The organism is Colwellia sp. BRX10-9 (genome assembly GCF_014077405.1).
GTDB lineage: Bacteria > Pseudomonadota > Gammaproteobacteria > Enterobacterales > Alteromonadaceae > Colwellia_A.
Map to the genome: position 1 here is coordinate 1 of NZ_JACGVV010000016.1, position 17,669 is coordinate 17,669.

Genomic DNA, 17,669 nt, shown 5'->3' on the forward strand with positions numbered 1-17,669 from the left:
TCCGCTTTAGCTTGAAGGACTATTTAACCCTTGTAGATGAAACAGGTCGCGTAATAAGAGCAGACAAACGAGGCGCTATCGATAACAAAACCGCAAATATACTGTCAAGACTTCACATCAGCGATAAAAGTTGGCTCAAACTCACCACAAACTTTGAAGGTATATTCACGGGCGCGGTCGGCACCGCAGAGCATTTGTCTGAATTTACTGAGCACGTGGGGTTAAAGCGAGCACACGGTAAAACAAATGCCCAAGCTTGTTTGAATAGCGCGTAAACTTAACTACATGCAAAAACAGCAAGAAAAATACAGCTACCTTGGGGGAGAAGTAAAGCTTGCCTGAAATTCATTCATTTAATCAAAACATATAAAAGTCGATATACAAAGGCTTACAAGATGAAGTACATGCCTTGTTGTTGGCCAATGGATAGCCGTGTTTCAGAGCATTATTATTGTGTAGCATTATCATGGCTGGCATAATAATTTATGGGTGGCATAATAATTTTATGGATATAACCATGATTCAACAAAAAAATAATGTCCGCTTTGGCTATCAGTTGACTTAAAGAATAATCAGTAGGTAACGTCAGGAATGTGCGCAGAGTGATCGTTAATGTCGGTTAGCGTCCTTTAGAACACTAGTAGTTATGACCTCAAACAGGCACAAAATAATAATGCTTTGTCGTCTCAAAAAATTTATTTCGTCTCAAGCCGATAACGTCAACTTAGATTTAGTCCTCAAACGGATATCTCCTGAAGTAATTATCTCAGCTTAGATTAATGTTAGATAACCTCATTACTGATATCTACTCAGACAGTTGAAGCAGGTATTAGTGAAATATAATGGCTGCACAAATACATAAGGTACTAAAAAGCAAAGTACCAATAATAACTTTATGATTTTTGTGTTGCTGCGCTTTTAATTCAGTGAATAAGTGCATTTGCTTTTGACGGGTTACTTGGGTCGTTTTTAAATAATCATAAAGCAAGTCTGGCATTTCAGGCAGTTTTTCATTCCAAAAAGGCAGATTCTCTTTTATCTTTTTAAATACGGCTTTAACACCCATTTGCTGTTTTACCCAATTCTCTAAGAAAGGTTTAGCGGTTTGCCATAAGTCGAGTTGTGGGTATAGTTGTCGGCCTAAGCCTTCGATATAGAGTAAGGTTTTCTGTAATAAAACCAGTTGTGGTTGTACTTCCATATTGAATCGTCTGGCGGTGTTAAAAAGGCTTACCAGCACTTGCCCAAAAGATATTTCTGATAAGGGTTTGTTGAATATCGGTTCGCAAACAGTGCGAATAGCAAATTCAAACTCATCAACACTGGTCTCGCTTGGTACCCAGCCAGAGTCGACATGAAGCTCGGCAACTTTCCGATAATCTCTATTAAAAAACGCGACAAAATTTTCGGCCAAGTAGCGTTTATCTTCACGGTTTAACGTACCACAGATACCACAATCTATCGCTATCCATGTTGGATCAGCAGGGTTTGTTGCATCGACAAAAACATTGCCTGGATGCATATCAGCATGAAAAAAGCTGTCACGAAATACTTGGGTAAAAAACACTTCAACCCCACGTTCAGCAAGTAATTTCATGTCTACACCAAGCCCTTGAAGTGTCGCTATCTCTCCAACGCCAATACCATAAATACGTTCCATAACCATTACGTTTTCATGGCTAAAATCACTATAAACCTTGGGTACATATAATACGCTATCGCTGGCATTACCCTGGGAAAAATTGTGCTTTAATAAGGTTGCATTCGCGGCTTCACGGTTGAGATCTAGTTCGTCAACAATCGTTTTTCGGTATTCATTAACGACCTCTTTTGGGCGTAGTCGTTTACCATCAGGTAAAAATTTAGCGACAACACCCGCAAATAGCGACATGACTTTTACGTCAGCTAAAATTGTCTCAGTAATGTTGGGACGTAAAACTTTAAGGACTACTTCAAAAGGTTGTCCGTCTTGCAGCAAGGTGGCTGTATGCACTTGGGCAATTGACGCCGAAGCAAGAGGTTTACTATTAAAATCACTAAAATGCTGATTAAATGTTTCTTCACCTATGGCTTCTAAAACAATAGCTTTGGCTAATTCACCATCAAAAGCAGGTACTTGATCTTGCAGCAATGCCAGTTCGTTGGCAAAATCTTCAGGAAGTAAGTCACGACGGGTTGACAACATCTGGCCAAACTTTACAAACACCGGACCTAAAGATTCAATCGCTAGGCGAAGTCGCAAGGCTGAAGGCTTATCTTGGTGTTTATTACGTAACCAGAATAATGTAAAGCGAATGAATTTTGCATACCAAGGTATCATATGGCTTGGGATCAGTTCATCAAGACCAAATTGAAGAAATGTTTTAATGATGCGATAAAGTCGTAAACTGCTCACAATGTTCCTTGAGAATTAAGTTAAGGGAGTTATTTTTTCAGCAAGTCGCTGAATACGTTCCGCTACTGTATTTGTTTGCTTAGTTATTTCAGTAACCTGTTCACTAAAATTACCGAGTTGACTGGCTGTAACCACTAAGCGTTTTTCATGCACTAGCCATTCGCTGGCGTCGGCTTGTATCTGTTGTGTGGCAAAATTAATTTTTTTCGCCCAGCGCTTACTTAACTGCGACAACTTATAAGTAGGAATATCACCAATATGTTGAGCAATTTCGCTTTGCCAATCGATATCTAATGATTGGGCAATATTAGCAAACTGTTGAGCAACTTTAATGTCACCTTGAACATCAAGTTTCTCTTGCTTGATTAACTCTGTAATTTGTTGCTCTTTCTTTAGTTCACGTAAGGTTTTTATACTCGTATTTATTGTACAGTCGCTACGTTCAGTTAGGCCAGTCACTAACACTTTGTTGTTATTAACAGAGAAACTTAGTGGAAAACCTAACTCAGATAATAAAATGGTCAATGTTTTTTGTTCTAAGGTCTGCAAAACACTGGCACCCTTAACACTGATTGCGAGTGCCTGATTAAAGGCAAACTCTACGGTTGAACAAAGCGTTTGTTGAAACATTAACTGACTACTGAAGTTTGTCACGATTAAAATTTATACCCTTTGTGCAGAGCAACAACACCACCGGTAAGGTTTTTGAAACTTGTCTGTTCAAAACCCGCCGAATCCATCATTTCTTTTAATGTTTCTTGATCAGGGTGCATGCGAATAGACTCGGCTAAATATTGATAGCTATCACCATCTTTAGCCACTAATTCGCCCATTTTAGGAAGAATATTAAAAGAATAAAAGTCGTAAGCCTTACTGATTAACTGATGTTCTGGTTTTGAAAACTCTAGCACCAATAAACGACCACCGGGTTTTAATACGCGGTAAATAGACCTTAGCGCCATATCTTTGTCCGTAACGTTACGTAAACCAAAAGCTATGGTGACAATATCAAAGGTATTGTCTTCAAAGGGTAAGTATTGTGCATTGGCTTGTACGTATTCAATATTTTGTACTAAACCTTTGTCACGTAACTTATCTCGACCAACATTGAGCATAGAGCTATTAATATCAGCAAGAATAACCTTACCTTCACGACCAACTAGCTGTGAAAATTTTGCGGTTAAATCGCCAGTACCACCGGCTAAATCTAGTACTTTGTTACCAGGACGTACGCCACTAGCATCTATGGTGAAGCGTTTCCAAAGGCGATGAATACCAAAAGACATTAGGTCATTCATCACATCATATTGCGCGGCGACAGAGTGAAATACACTGGCAACCTTTGACTCTTTCTCGTTTTTATCTACCGTTTGAAAGCCAAAATGTGTGGTGTTGTCACTTGAAGAATTTGATCCATTTTCTTGATGATTATCTTGTTGAGCGGCCATCTAACATTCACTTATCACTAAAATTACTGACAGTTTACCGTATTTTTTCGCAATTATTAACACTTGAAATCAAGTGGTGGGGTTTTTTATTAAATGGACTGTGCTGGTTAAACTTTATCCACTAATTAATATGCTGTATTATGGTTATTATTATTGTTATATACGGCGATGTTATGAAATTTTATTTAGGGGTCGTGATGACTTTATTACTGGGGTGTCAGCAAACATCAGCACCACTAACCGCTAAAAATAGCAGCGAACAAGTTATTATAAAAAAAATTGTTTGTCGTCAGTCAACGATACCACCACTTAAGAACACGCAAAAGTTAAAAGAGCGGTTAATTGCCAATGGTAAAATTGATGGCTCATTATCTAATGAAGAAATAGAGCATGCAGTTAATAACTATATTCGTAAGAAAAACGCGGCTTTGAAAAACTGTGCTAAATAACAAGTTACACAAGGAAAACTCATGAAGATACCCTATCTATTAGCTTTGTTGGTCTTGATAAGTCAGCTGCCTTTACGAGCAGAAAATATTGATGATATAAAACGTTTTTCAAAAAGTGCACCAGCAGATGCTGGTGTTATTAACAAAGAGCGTATTCTCTATTGGTTAGAAAAAAGAGGCGAATTGTCAATAAACGCCACTGACCAACAAAAAAAACAAGCACTGTCTAACTATCTGATAAAAAAGTCATTTCAACCTAAAGTTTTGCCTCAGGCCTTATCAAAAAAAGTGGTAGCCGCTGAACGTTTTAGTAGTGGAGAACGCCGTGAAAAGATGGGCTTCAATAGTCAATTGAAAAAAACGCAAATAGCCCATTATTTATTACAAGAAACAGCGGATACTGACGTTGAAACCACGGTTAATATTTTAGCGATACTGATCGATTTTAATGATTTAAAGCATAACGATAATGGTTTGTCAGCGAATGATACCGATATGTTTTATGCGAATTATTCGCCTGCTCATTATAATGAGCTCTTATTTTCTACGAGTGGATTTGATGGTCCATCAGGACAAAATATTGAATCGGCTTATCAATATTATCAACATGAGTCTGGTCAGAAATTCTTTTTTACCGGCCAAGTTAAGGGCTGGGTGACTGCAGAGAATAATGCCAGTTATTATGGTAGTAACGACGAAGAAACCGAAAATGATCAAAATGTTAAGGCGCTTGTTGTTGAAGCAGTTACACAACTTGTTGCTAATGGTTTAGATTTATCCCCTTACGACAAAACTGATTTATTTGATTTTGACGGAGACGGAAATGTTAATGAACCTGACGGTATTATTGATCATATTATGCTTTTCCATGCGAGTATCGGTGAGGAAGCCGGTGGTGGTAATTTAGCCGAAGATGCTATTTGGTCACATCGAAGTTTTGTGCTCAATGATGCGGGTGATCAACCAGCCACTATTCCTGGCTCTGAGATAAAAGCGTTTGGTTATACCATTAATCCGATTGATGCGGCTCCGGGCGTTGTTGTCCATGAATTTGGTCATGATTTAGGTTTACTTGACGAATATGATATCGATAGTAGTGATATTGGGGCGCCCGTTTCAGAATGGTCAGTTATGGCTTCTGGTACTTGGCTGGGCTCTCCAGCAGGAACTCGCCCATCTGCTTTTAGTCCTTTGGCCCGTGATTATCTACAGGAGCGTTATCAAGGCAACTGGATAACTCAACGGCAAGTTGATTTTGCGACATTAAACAATGAGAGTATCTCCTTGGTTAGTACCGTTGATCATACTGCGGTTAACCAGATTAAGGTGAACTTACCGCCCTCTGTATTAGATTTTCCAGCAGCTTACGCGGGAGAATATCAATTTTATTCTAATAAGGGTGATATGTTGGAAAACAGTATGTCGTTCTCAGTCGACCTGCCAGCAGGTACCCCGACATTGTCGATGAAAGCGCGCTGGGAAATAGAACAAGACTATGATTACCTGCAGGTATTAGTAAACGACACCGTGATTAAGGGAAATCACAGCCAAAATAGCAATCCATATTACCCCAGCATAGGTGAATATATCAGCGGAAATTCAGCGGATATTGCCAATGCAGAAGGTGATTTAAAATGGACTGATTTAACCTTTGATCTTGCTAGCTTTGCTGGACAAAGTGTTGTCATTAAAATTAATTATGTTACCGATCAAGCGGAAGGGGGTTATGGCTTTGTCGCAGATGAAATCAAAGTATTCAATGGTGCGAGTGAGATCTTTGCTATCGATGGCGAAGTAGAAAATCAAGCTACACTTGCGGGCTTTAGCCGTTTAGCTGATAAAATTGCCGGTTTACCCCATTACTATTATGTTCAATTACGCAGTCATACCAGTGTTGATAGTCGCTTAAAAAATATCGGCTATGATGCGGGCGTTTTGCTTTGGTATCGTAATGAAAATATTGCTGATAATAAGGTAGACGAGCATGCTGGCCAGTTATTTATCGGTGTGGTTGATGCGGATCAAAACTTAGTAAAGGCGTCTAATGGCAGTAACAGAAATTCGGCATATCAGATACACGACGCGGCATTTAGTTTATACGACCAACAACCTTTTAACGGTGATGTGCATAATGTTGCAAAGAGTTTCTTTAGCGATTCCAATGATTACTCTTCGCCAAGTCAACCTGAGTCTGGTGTTATCCTACCCAAACTCGACTTTAGCATGAAGGTCGACTTGCAAAGCTCTGATAGTACTTCGGCAACCGTAACACTTTCAAGCTCTTCGGAAGCGTCCGATTTAAGCGTTTCATTTTCTCATTCAGCGAATGATTTAGTGGTGACTTTTACTTCAATGCCAGTAGGGGGCGATTCACAATATAGTTATGCTTGGGATTTTGATGATAATAGTACCAGCAACATACAAAACCCTAATCACACTTTTTCTCAGGCTGGTACCTATAGTGTTGAATTAACGGTAATGGATAGCACAGGCCTTAGCGTTAAAACGACCAAGAGCATCACGGTTAGTAAAGCACCTGCTGTTGTTGTTACAGCACCAGCAAAAGTGAAAACCTCAGGTGGAGGAGCAATAAGCTTTGGTTTATTTTTGAGTTTGTGTTTATTGAGAATAATAAGAAAGTAATTTAGGCTTTTCGTTTTTGCTTAGTTGTTTTATTTCTATATAAAGCAGCTTAAGCATTGGTAAAGTATTCGCGATCGCCCATCCAACGCTGAATAATCGCTTGGGCATTTTGTGGGTGTTTTTTCCAAATAAGATAAGCATGTTGCTGTACTTCTGGAATTAAATGCGCATCTCTGAGCAAGTCTGCTATTTTTAGATCGGCGAGACCCGTTTGCTTGGTACCTAAAAATTCACCTGGACCTCGTATTTCTAAGTCTTTTTGTGCGATAACAAAGCCGTCATTACTTTCACGTAATACCGCTAAGCGTTTGGTTGCGGTTTTAGAGAGTGGGCTTTTATACATTAAGACACAATGTGAAGCGACTGTCCCTCTTCCTACACGACCACGTAGCTGATGGAGTTGCGCCAAGCCTAACCGTTCAGGGTTTTCAATGACCATTAAGCTGGAATTGGGGACATCAACACCGACCTCAATAACGGTTGTCGCCACCAATAAGTCTAGTTCGCCTTTTTTAAACGTTTCCATTACTGACTGTTTTTCAGCGGCTTTCATTCTTCCGTGTATCAAACCAATTTTTAATTCTGTTAGTTGCTCTTGTAAATACACCGCCGTATCTTCTGCTGCTTGGCATTGTAATACTTCAGACTCTTCAATTAATGTACACACCCAATAAGCTTGTCGATTGTCTTCTACACAGCCTTTTCGAATGCGTTCAACTACATCTTCACGGCGTGTGTCAGGTAAGGCGATGGTATTTATCGGGGTTCTTCCTGGGGGAAGTTCATCAATAATAGAGGTGTCTAAATCGGCATAGGCAGTCATGGCTAACGTGCGAGGGATCGGAGTTGCTGTCATAATCAATTGATGCGGATAATTACCCTCAAAAGCGCCTTTCTCGCGCAGTGATAAACGCTGATGTACACCAAAGCGATGTTGTTCATCAATAATAATCAGTGTTAAATTATGAAAGATAACTTTATCTTGAAATAAAGCATGGGTACCGACAATCATCTGCATACTACCATTTTCGATATGCTCTAGTGCGCTACGTCTTGCTTTTGCCTTCGTTTTTCCAGCTAGCCAGCCGACGCTGATATCAAGCGGTTCAAACCAGTTTTTAAAATTAAGGGCATGTTGTTCTGCTAATATTTCTGTTGGCGCCATTAAGGCAACCTGAAAGCCTTTACTGATAGCAGTGAGTGCCGCAAGTGCCGCAACTAAGGTTTTTCCTGAACCCACATCACCTTGTACTAAGCGCATCATTGGCTGAGTTTTCATCAGGTCCTGACGAATTTCTTGTACCACTCTTACTTGAGCATTGGTGGGTGAAAAAGGTAATGAGGCTAAAAACTTATCACTGAGTACTTTATCATCGATTAAAGATATTGAACGATGAGCATCACTAGACTGGCGTAATTTCAGCATACTTAAATTATGCGCCAATAATTCTTCTTTTATTAATCGTAACTGTGCTGGATGCTTACCCTCTTCCAACTGTATTACTGACGTTTCAGGGGGCGGACGATGAATAAGCGCCAAAGCTTGCGCAAGAGAATAATTTTGCAAATTAAACTCCTCAGGTAATAACTCTTCAACTTGGCCTCGTTCTAATCTAATTAACGCTTGCTCGGTTAAGTTACGTAAAGTTATTTGTCGTAAGCCTTCAGTCGTTGGGTAAACAGGGGTTAGTGTTTCTTCTACCTCGGTTAAAGCTTGGTCTTCATCAAGGGATTTATACTCAGGATGAATTATTTCAAAACCACGAGCGCCACGTTTAATTTCACCATAACAGCGAATGTTCAGCCCTAATGCTAAGCTATTTTTTTGTGCAGCGCTAAAGCGAAAAAAACGTAAGTTTACGGTTCCTGAAGCATCTTGAACGGTAACCAGTAACATACGTCCCTTGCCATTAATGATTTGGCTACCGGTGATTTCACCAATAATATTAGTGAAAACGCCAGGGAAACAGTCTCGTATTGCGGTAACACGAGTCCGGTCTTCATAACGATTGGGTAAATGAAAAAGTAAATCTTGTAGTGAGCGCAAGCCAACTTTTTCAAGTTTTTCTGCCATGCTTGGACCAACACCTTTTAAGCTGGTGATGGCTATTTGTGCGAGTTTGGCTAGCCCTTTTGACACTAAGTTATTGTCCTTTTATCATATAGTCAAATCACCTAAACGGCATATTTAAGGGCTTAGCTATAAAATTTCAGCAATGCTGTCGATTAATTATCTAATGCTTTCCAAGCCGCTTGAGTCATTTGCATCTGTTCCCACCATGATTCAGAGGCAATGATTTGTCCCTCTTCATCAATCACAGGATAAGGTAATCCCTTACGTTTGCATGCCTCGGCAAATATAGGATGTCCACCTTCAAATAAGAAACGCTGACGGCGATTATCATCAATTCGAGCGGTGTCATACATTCCAGCTAATTGACGCTGACGTTGCGCTTCATACAAAACCACAGAAGAGGCGACAGAAACGTTTAACGATTGCACCATGCCAACCATAGGAATAACAATATCTTGATCGGCCATTGCAAGTGCAATATCTGAAGCACCAAACTTTTCTTGGCCTAAAATAATAGCCGTTGGTTTGGTGTAATCTATCTCACGAAAATCTACAGCGCTATCAGAAAGGTTGGTCACTAAAATTTGCATGCCTTGCTTTTTTAATTCATCAATAGCATCTTTAGTTGTCGTGTAGTTGTGCACATCAATCCAGTTTTGACTTCCCGCAGCACTGCCGCCACGTACTTCCATTTCATCACTTTTCCAGATGGCATGTACATCACTAACGCCAACAGCATCGGCGGTGCGAACAACTGCGGCAAGGTTATGTGACTTATGAACACCTTCCATACAAACAGTTAAATCTGGTTGGCGTTTATCGAGCATCGCGTTTATTCTTTTTAATCTTTCAGGAGTCATTACACTTCACATCTACACTTTATGGTTCATCATCTAAAAATCGCTAAACAAATTTTTTATACGAGATTGCTTACATATTTTTGACGATTTGCTCTTAAATCTAACGGTTAGGTGCAACCATTAAATTTAAGGAGGGAAAATATACTTTACAGTTAACAGCGAAAATTAGCCGACGTTAGGTAATTCCATCACGCCATCTATTTCAATTAATACGTCTTTGGGTAAACGAGAAACTTGTACCGCAGCGCGTGCTGGGTAGGGTTGTTGAAAATATTGGCTCATTACTTCGTTTACTGTTGCAAAGTTGGCGAGATCCATCATGAAAATGTTTACCTTCACCATATCGTTAATATTACCGCCTGCGGCTTCACATACCGCAACTAAGTTCTTAAATACCTGATTAGTTTGCTCGGTAAAGTCTTCAGAAACAACAGTCATCGTCTCTGGAATAAGAGGGATCTGACCTGAAAGGTAAACGGTATTATTAACTTTTACCGCTTGGCTGTATGTGCCGATTGCACTGGGTGCGTTATCTGTACTGATAATTGTTTTCATAGTAATTCCTACATGGTAATTTTGTTAAAGACGATTGACTACTTATTGCGCACAACACGCTGAACATCAATCATCACTTTTATTTTTCGAATAATATCGGCTAAATGAACGCGGTCACGACAGGTTATCTCCATGTCAATCGCATATAGTCCCGAGTCTTTTTCACCAGAATTTAGCGCATGAACATTGGATTCACACTTAGCAATAACATTGGTCAATGCGGCGAGTGCACCTTGATGATTCATTATTTCAATACGTAATTTTGCAATGAAGTCTCGGTTAATATCACTGTCCCATTTTACTGGAAATAAGCTACCTTGTTCATGGTTTTTAATGTTACGACAACCTTGTTGATGCACCATTAAACCTTTACCAGGACTCAAGTAAGCTAATATAGCGTCTCCTGGAATAGGACGGCAACATTTTCCGTAACTGACCAACATACCTTCGCTGCCTTTGATTGGCATTTTGGTTTTACTGTTTGGATCGGCGAAGCCACTTTCTGCACTATCTATAGTAAATTCATCGGTTAATCGTCTAGCAATACCTATGCTTAACGCATTACCTAAGCCAATATTGACGAGTAGGCCATCAAGACTGGTATTACCGGTCTCCTTAACAACCTGATCAATTTTTGCTTGGTCAATGTCTTCGATATGGACTTTACCTAAGGCATGACTTAATAAACGTCGTCCTAAACCATAAGATTCTGTTTGCTCTTGTGAACGTAAATAAGTACGAATTTGTAAGCGTGCTTTAGCAGTAACAACAAAGTTTAACCAAGTGGCATTCGGTCGAGCGGCAGAAGAAGTTATAACTTCAATGGTTTGCCCTGAATCAATAGCTCGACTTAGTGGATAAGGTTTACGATCGACCTTAACCCCGACACATGAATTACCAACATCAGTGTGAACAGCATAAGCAAAATCGACAGCAGTTGCGCCCATCGGCAATTCAATAATACGTCCGTCTGGGGTAAATACATAAATTTCTTCAGGAAATAAGTCTGACTTTACGTTCTCAATAAATTCAAATGAACTACCAGCACTTTGTTGTAATTCTAATAAACTTTGCATCCAACGACGAGCTTTCATTTGAGCTGTGGTGCCACTCTTGTCGCCGTCTTGTTTGTACAACCAGTGAGCGGCTACCCCTTTGTCTGCCATTTGATCCATATCTTGTGTACGAATTTGAATTTCAACAGGGATGCCATGTGGACCAATCAGTGAAGTATGCAGCGATTGATAACCATTTGTTTTGGGAATAGCGATATAATCTTTAAAGCGGCTTTCAATTGGTTTGAATAAGTTATGCACAGCGCCAAGTGTTCGGTAACAATTATCGATCTTATTCTCTACGATGACACGAAAAGCGTAAATGTCCATGACTTCATTGAACATTAATTCTTTATTGAGCATTTTACGATAGATAGAATAAAGGTGCTTTTCTCGGCCAATAACTTGCGCTTCAATCCCACTTTCTTTAAGACGAGCCGCAATTTCTTCTTGAATGTTATTAATAATTTCTTTGCGATTACCACGGGCTTTTTTTACCGCTGACTTTAACGCACGTGCGCGCATCGGGTAAAGGGCTTCAAAACCTAAAACTTCTAATTCACTTTTAATATCGTGAATACCCAAACGGTTAGCAATGGGGGCGTAAATTTCTAATGTTTCACGGGCAATACGTCGACGTTTATCTGGACGTAAAGATTCGAGCGTGCGCATGTTGTGTGTGCGGTCGGCAAGTTTAATCAGAATTACGCGTATGTCTTGCACCATGGCAAGTATCATTTTACGGAAGTTTTCCGCTTGCATCTCTTCTTTGTTATCAAACTTTAATTTATCAAGCTTACTGACACCCTCAACTAACTCAGCAACGGTATAGCCAAATAATTCGGCTAATTCGTCTTTAGTTACCGGAGTATCCTCAATAACATCATGGAGTAATGCCGCCATTAAGGTTTCATGGTCAAGGTGCATTTTTGCTAGGTTTAAAGCAACGGCTACCGGATGAGTAATATAAGGCTCACCGCTTGAACGCATTTGTCCTTCATGCGCTTCACGCGCAACAAGGTAAGCTTGCTTTAATAAGTCAATTTGTACTTTAGAAAGATAGCTTGAAACAAGTTCTTTTAATGGTTCAAAAAGGTACACGCATTGAATCCTTGATGATTAAGCTGAACGGTCTTATTACCGCCAGTCAAAGCTTTGAGTCAGCATAACACAATACGTTATTCGTTAAATACTGACAATAAAAAACGCGTATCATTAACAATGATTACGCGTTTAGTTTATATCTCGTCGCTATAAGGCGACAAAAGATTTTATAGCTGTGGCTGAGCGCCACCAACAATGGCTGCAACAGCAGCAAGTTCTGCAGAGTCTTGCTGAACTTGTTCATGACGGTCGCTATTGTTCATTACTTCAGTAGTGATTAAACCGGCTTCAATTTCACGTAAAGCTATAACGGTAGGCTTGTCATTTTCAGGGTCAACTAAAGGATCTTTACCACCTGTGGCAATTTGACGAGCACGACGTGATGCGATTAACACCAAGTCAAAACGATTGCCTACTTTTTCTACAGCACCTTCAACAGTTACGCGAGCCATTTGGTCACTCCAACTTAAAATTTATAAAATAGTGCCGTAGTTTACTGAGCTACAGGCGATTAAGCAAGGTATATACCTATACTAGGTGAAAATACAGTAGAAATATTAGTCTTTTAATAATTCATCGAACATCAACTGATGCGTTATCGCTTGTTGCTGACATTTTAGGCGTTGGTTATTAACGATGGTGGTTAAGTCGCTTAGCGCCTGAGTAAAGTCGTTATTAACAATAATGTAGTCAAACTCAGTGTAGTGCGAGCATTCTGCTTTTGCTTGTGCCATACGAGATTTAATGGTGGCATCGCTATCTTGTCCGCGTTTTTTTAAACGGTTTTCAAGTTCTGCTTTTGAAGGCGGACTAATAAAAATTGTGGTGACACTGGGTTGTTTTATCCGTACTTGCTTGGCGCCTTGCCAGTCGATATCAAGAAAAACATCAATACCTTGTGCAAGTTGTTTATCTATCGCCGATGCTGAGGTGCCATAATAGTTACCAAAAACTTCAGCATACTCATAAAACTCATTTTGTTTAATCTGCTTTTGAAATTGCTCAACATTAATAAAATGGTAATGTTCAGCGTTATTTTCACCCGGACGAGGTGCTCGTGTGGTGTGAGAAACTGACACTTGCATCGGTCTTGCCGACTCTTGAGATAATAAGGCTTTAATTAAACTAGATTTTCCTGCACCGCTAGGTGCGGAAAGAATAAATAAATTACCGGGAGTTGTCACAATATTGCCTTATAAAAGAGGTGAAAAATAAATAATGTTTATTATAACGAATTGATGGGGTATTTCATCTCTAAACTTGCTTACCGATAGCAAGAGCAGCATTGTTAATAAAAAAGCCAGCTTTTTAGCTGGCTTTATATTTTCATTAACAGGTCAGTTGATTAAACCAAAAGGTTTAACTTTCCCAGTTTAAGATAACTTTACCAGAAAGGCCTGAACGCATGGTATCAAAGCCTTTTTGAAAATCATCAATATCAAAATGATGAGTAATAATCGGTGATAAGTCTAAACCTGACTGAATTAAGCTCGCCATTTTGTACCAAGTCTCAAACATTTCACGACCGTAAATACCTTTAATTGTTAAGCCTTTAAAAATAACTTGGCTCCAATCAATGGCCATATCTTGACCAGGAATACCGAGCATAGCGATTTTGCCGCCGTTATTCATGTTTTCTAACATAGCTTTAAAGGCCATAGGTACGCCCGACATTTCCATGCCAACGTCAAAGCCTTCAGTCATCCCTAGTTCGGTCATCACATCAGTTAAACTTTCTTTACTGACATTAACCGCTCGAGTGGCGCCCATTTTTCGGGCCAAATCTAAGCGATATTCATTAATGTCAGTAATAACAACATGGCGCGCACCTACATGTTTAGCGACGGCTGCTGCCATAATGCCAATAGGACCTGCGCCAGTAATAAGTACATCTTCACCGACCAAATCAAAAGACAAAGCCGTATGAACAGCATTGCCAAAAGGGTCGAATATCGCAGCTAAATCGTCAGATATTTCATCGGGTAATTTAAACGCATTATAAGCAGGGATCACTAAATATTCAGCAAATGAGCCTTCTCGGTTAACACCGACACCGACAGTATTTCGGCATAAATGTGTACGACCACCGCGACAATTTCGGCAATGACCACAGGTAATATGCCCTTCGCCAGACACCCGGTCACCTAAAGCAAAGCCTTTGACTTCTTGACCAATACCGACCACTTCGCCCGCATACTCATGCCCGACTACCATAGGAACGGGAATGGTTTTTTGTGCCCATTCGTCCCAGTTGTAAATATGAATGTCGGTGCCACAAATAGCGGTTTTTTTAATTTTAATTAATAAATCATTATGACCAAGTTGTGGTTTTTCACTCTCAGTCATCCAAATGCCGGGTTCGGCTTTTAACTTTGCTAATGCTTTCATGATATTTCCTTTAATCCTAGCCTTAACCAATAATGTTCATTGCTTTGCCAATACGAATAAAGGCAGAAATGGCTTTATCAAGTTGCTCTTGGGTATGAGCGGCTGAGATTTGAGTTCGAATACGTGCTTGCCCTTTAGGGACTACTGGGAATGAAAAGCCAATCACGTAGATACCTTCCGCTAATAAGCGGCTCGCCATTTCACTAGCTACTTTTGCGTCGCCTAACATCACTGGGATAATCGCGTGATCAGCGCCCGCACAGGTAAAACCAGCAGCTTCCATATTCGTGCGAAAGTAACGGGCATTATCTTTTAATGTTTTACGTAATTTGCCACCCTCGGCTAATAAATCAATCACAGTAATTGACGCATTAACAATAGCGGGTGCTAACGAATTAGAAAATAAGTAAGGACGTGAACGTTGACGTAACCATTCAATCGTTTCTTTTTTACCTGAGGTGTAACCACCTGAAGCGCCACCCATAGCTTTACCTAGTGTGCCGGTTATAATATCAACACGGCCCATTACATCACAATATTCGTGGCTACCTCGGCCTTCTTCACCGACAAACCCGACAGCGTGCGAGTCATCAACCATCACTAAAGCATTATATTTATCAGCTAAATCACACACTGCTTTTAAGTTAGCGATAACGCCGTCCATCGAAAATACGCCATCGGTAGCAATTAATTTAAAACGTGCACCAGCGGCATCAGCTGCAATGAGTTGTTGTTCTAAATCGCTGGCGTCATTGTTAGCGTAACGGTAACGTTTTGCTTTACATAAACGCACACCATCAATAATTGAAGCATGGTTTAATGAGTCACTGATAATCGCATCTTCGGCGCCCAATAAGGTTTCAAATAATCCGGCATTAGCATCAAAACATGAAGAATAAAGGATAGTATCTTCCATGCCTAAAAAGTGACTTAATTTTGCTTCTAGTGTTTTGTGAATATCTTGGGTACCACAAATAAAGCGTACCGATGCCATACCAAAACCATGCTCGTCTAAGCCTGCTTTTGCTGCGGCGATAAGCTCAGGATGATTAGCCAAACCTAAGTAATTGTTAGCACAAAAGTTGACTACCGCTTCACCACTAGCTACTGCAATGTTCGGTTGTTGTGCTGTGGTAATAACACGTTCGGCTTTATATAAACCGTCTTCTTTAACTTGCTCAATTTGATCATTTAAATGTGCATAAAAACTTGCGTTGTTTGAAGAGTCGTTCACAACAATTCCTTATTAATAGGTTTGGATAATAATAGTATTATTATCCTAGACGAAGATTGAAAAAAGTGACACTAGTTAATTTTATGGTTATTTGATTAGTTAAATTGACATGTGACACTATCAAAATGACTATTGTTAGTGTCTAATTGGTTTTATTAATGGTTGACGGGTATAAATGATGATTACAGAAAAAGATGAAGAGCTACTCGCTATTTTACGATGCAACGCCCGAGCAAGTGTTTCTGACATTGCTAGAGCGACTGGCGTATCTCGCACAGCGATACAAAATCGTCTAACTAAGTTAGAAAATAGTGGTGTAATAAAAGCCTACAGTATTGTTTTAGGTAGTGAATATAGTAATCAGTTAATTTCGGCAAATGTATCACTAAAAGTAAATCCTAATCTTAGGCGAAATATTTGTATCGCGTTAAGAAAAATACACAATATTAGTCATATCTACTCTATTAGCGGTCAATATGATTTGTTAGCGACCATTCAGGCACAAACATTAAAAAAGTTAAATGAAATTCTTAATATAGTTTGTTCGCTAGAAGGGGTCGAACGGACAAACTCTTCTATTATCCTAGATACTGTTTTTGAAAAATAAAGCGTATTTACTGATCAGTTCAAAGTGGTGTTTAGCCATGAAGTCAGGTTGATTGCTAGGTACTTATTGCGGCGTAATAAGTTATGCCCTTGGTCAACGCCTTGAAAAATTTGGCTGGTAGAGTGACGGTCGCCATTCCATGAAAATAGCTCTTGGGCGGTTAAAAAACTATCGGCATGATGCGCTGAACTGACGAAATAAGCAGGAATATCAATTAAGTTTTTATAATGCTCTTTTTCCATATGATCCATAATCGGCGAAAGTATAACAAAGCTATTAATGCGAATTTTTTCTGCTAAGCGTACCGCTTCATTGACTGAGCAACCGCTGGCAACCAGTGAGATAGGTTGTTGCTCGCCAATTTTACTGCGCAAATAATTATAAGCCGCCAGAACATCTTTTTCCCAATACGAGGTCAGCATGGCAACTTCAGCTTGGTAGCTAACAATATCTTTTACTTGGTATTTTATCGTTTGGTGAGAAAAATCTTCAGATTCGCTTGCGCCATAGCCTCTAAAGTCAATGGCTAGTGCATTAATACCTTGCTCGGCTAGTAATTCACCCAGTACATTATAGCTTTCGCTACTGTGGGAGCAGTCATGGAGTAATAATACACCGCCACCAAGCGCGTCTCCGAGATAATAATTAGCCGATAAGACAAAATCGTCGTCAGCGAGAAACTTTACTTTTTGCGGCGTATCTTTTTTATTTACTTGGCTAACATCTACTTGATTATATGTTGGTTCTTCATATTCTTGTGCGGATAATAAAGGCGCTAGTAGTATAATGCTGACCATGGCGAACCCATGGTTGAATATGTTCTTGATGAAATGAAATTTGCTCATTTTCCTGCACTA

15 protein-coding genes and 1 pseudogene are annotated in these 17,669 nt (G+C 39.7%); 4 read left to right on the forward strand and 12 right to left on the reverse strand.

Translation table 11 applies throughout. From position 1 onward, the window contains the following. Positions 1-275 (forward strand): annotated as a pseudogene (locus H4J69_RS10825) (transposase); the annotation flags it as partial. A 554-nt stretch (positions 276-829) separates the two neighbouring features. Here H4J69_RS10825 and ubiB read toward each other — a convergent pair. From ubiB to ubiE, 3 genes are read right to left on the reverse strand one after another with little or no spacing between them, the layout of a single operon-like run. Beyond that, on the reverse strand, positions 830-2,395 hold the full coding sequence (gene ubiB, locus H4J69_RS10830; protein ID WP_182244374.1) for a ubiquinone biosynthesis regulatory protein kinase UbiB: 1,566 nt from the start codon (positions 2,393-2,395) through the stop codon (positions 830-832). 15 nt (positions 2,396-2,410) lie between these two features. Next, entirely contained in the window at positions 2,411-3,049 is a 639-nt protein-coding gene (locus H4J69_RS10835) for an SCP2 domain-containing protein (protein ID WP_182244375.1), read from the reverse strand. Between the two features lie 2 nt (positions 3,050-3,051). Beyond that, positions 3,052-3,843: a bifunctional demethylmenaquinone methyltransferase/2-methoxy-6-polyprenyl-1,4-benzoquinol methylase UbiE gene (ubiE, locus tag H4J69_RS10840; protein ID WP_070375394.1), complete on the reverse strand. Its 792-nt coding sequence runs from the start codon at positions 3,841-3,843 to the stop codon at positions 3,052-3,054. A 173-nt stretch (positions 3,844-4,016) separates the two neighbouring features. On the opposite strand from ubiE, the gene H4J69_RS10845 reads away from it, so the two are divergent. Continuing rightward, positions 4,017-4,292, forward strand: coding sequence for a hypothetical protein (locus H4J69_RS10845; RefSeq protein ID WP_182244376.1), 276 nt, complete (start codon positions 4,017-4,019; stop codon positions 4,290-4,292). 21 nt (positions 4,293-4,313) lie between these two features. After that, positions 4,314-6,935: an immune inhibitor A domain-containing protein gene (locus H4J69_RS10850; protein WP_182244377.1), complete on the forward strand. Its 2,622-nt coding sequence runs from the start codon at positions 4,314-4,316 to the stop codon at positions 6,933-6,935. Between the two features lie 49 nt (positions 6,936-6,984). On the opposite strand, the gene recG is transcribed toward H4J69_RS10850, so the two are convergent. The 8 genes from recG to H4J69_RS10890 form a co-directional block, all read right to left on the reverse strand. Beyond that, on the reverse strand, positions 6,985-9,075 hold the full coding sequence (gene recG / locus H4J69_RS10855) for an ATP-dependent DNA helicase RecG (protein WP_182214574.1): 2,091 nt from the start codon (positions 9,073-9,075) through the stop codon (positions 6,985-6,987). 86 nt (positions 9,076-9,161) lie between these two features. After that, positions 9,162-9,869 carry a tRNA (guanosine(18)-2'-O)-methyltransferase TrmH gene (gene trmH, locus H4J69_RS10860; protein ID WP_182221356.1) on the reverse strand — a complete coding sequence of 236 codons (708 nt, stop codon included), beginning with the start codon at positions 9,867-9,869 and terminating at the stop codon, positions 9,162-9,164. Positions 9,870-10,034: 165 nt separating this feature from the next. After that, a complete protein-coding gene (locus H4J69_RS10865) occupies positions 10,035-10,424 on the reverse strand; it encodes a RidA family protein (protein ID WP_070375400.1) in 390 nt (129 codons plus the stop codon). 38 nt (positions 10,425-10,462) lie between these two features. Continuing rightward, positions 10,463-12,580, reverse strand: a complete 2,118-nt coding sequence (gene spoT, locus H4J69_RS10870) for a bifunctional GTP diphosphokinase/guanosine-3',5'-bis pyrophosphate 3'-pyrophosphohydrolase (RefSeq protein WP_070375401.1) — start codon at positions 12,578-12,580, stop codon at positions 10,463-10,465. Positions 12,581-12,750: 170 nt separating this feature from the next. Further along, the gene (rpoZ, locus tag H4J69_RS10875; RefSeq protein ID WP_070375402.1) at positions 12,751-13,035 is read right to left on the reverse strand and encodes a DNA-directed RNA polymerase subunit omega; all 285 of its coding nucleotides are present in this window, start codon (positions 13,033-13,035) and stop codon (positions 12,751-12,753) included. Between the two features lie 105 nt (positions 13,036-13,140). Beyond that, positions 13,141-13,767, reverse strand: coding sequence for a guanylate kinase (gmk, locus tag H4J69_RS10880; RefSeq protein ID WP_182175052.1), 627 nt, complete (start codon positions 13,765-13,767; stop codon positions 13,141-13,143). Between the two features lie 175 nt (positions 13,768-13,942). Next, positions 13,943-14,971 (reverse strand): L-threonine 3-dehydrogenase, encoded by a 1,029-nt coding sequence (gene tdh, locus H4J69_RS10885; RefSeq protein ID WP_070375404.1) that lies wholly within the window; start codon positions 14,969-14,971, stop codon positions 13,943-13,945. 22 nt (positions 14,972-14,993) lie between these two features. Then, complete coding sequence (locus tag H4J69_RS10890) at positions 14,994-16,205, reverse strand: glycine C-acetyltransferase (RefSeq protein ID WP_182214561.1); 1,212 nt, start codon at positions 16,203-16,205, stop codon at positions 14,994-14,996. A gap of 175 nt (positions 16,206-16,380) precedes the next feature. Between H4J69_RS10890 and H4J69_RS10895 the strand changes: the two genes are divergently transcribed. Continuing rightward, positions 16,381-16,812 (forward strand): Lrp/AsnC family transcriptional regulator, encoded by a 432-nt coding sequence (locus H4J69_RS10895; protein ID WP_404842490.1) that lies wholly within the window; start codon positions 16,381-16,383, stop codon positions 16,810-16,812. A 14-nt stretch (positions 16,813-16,826) separates the two neighbouring features. Here the strand turns inward: H4J69_RS10895 and H4J69_RS10900 are convergent, their stop codons facing one another. Next, on the reverse strand, positions 16,827-17,609 hold the full coding sequence (locus H4J69_RS10900; protein ID WP_182244378.1) for a serine aminopeptidase domain-containing protein: 783 nt from the start codon (positions 17,607-17,609) through the stop codon (positions 16,827-16,829). Positions 17,610-17,669 lie beyond the last annotated feature (60 nt).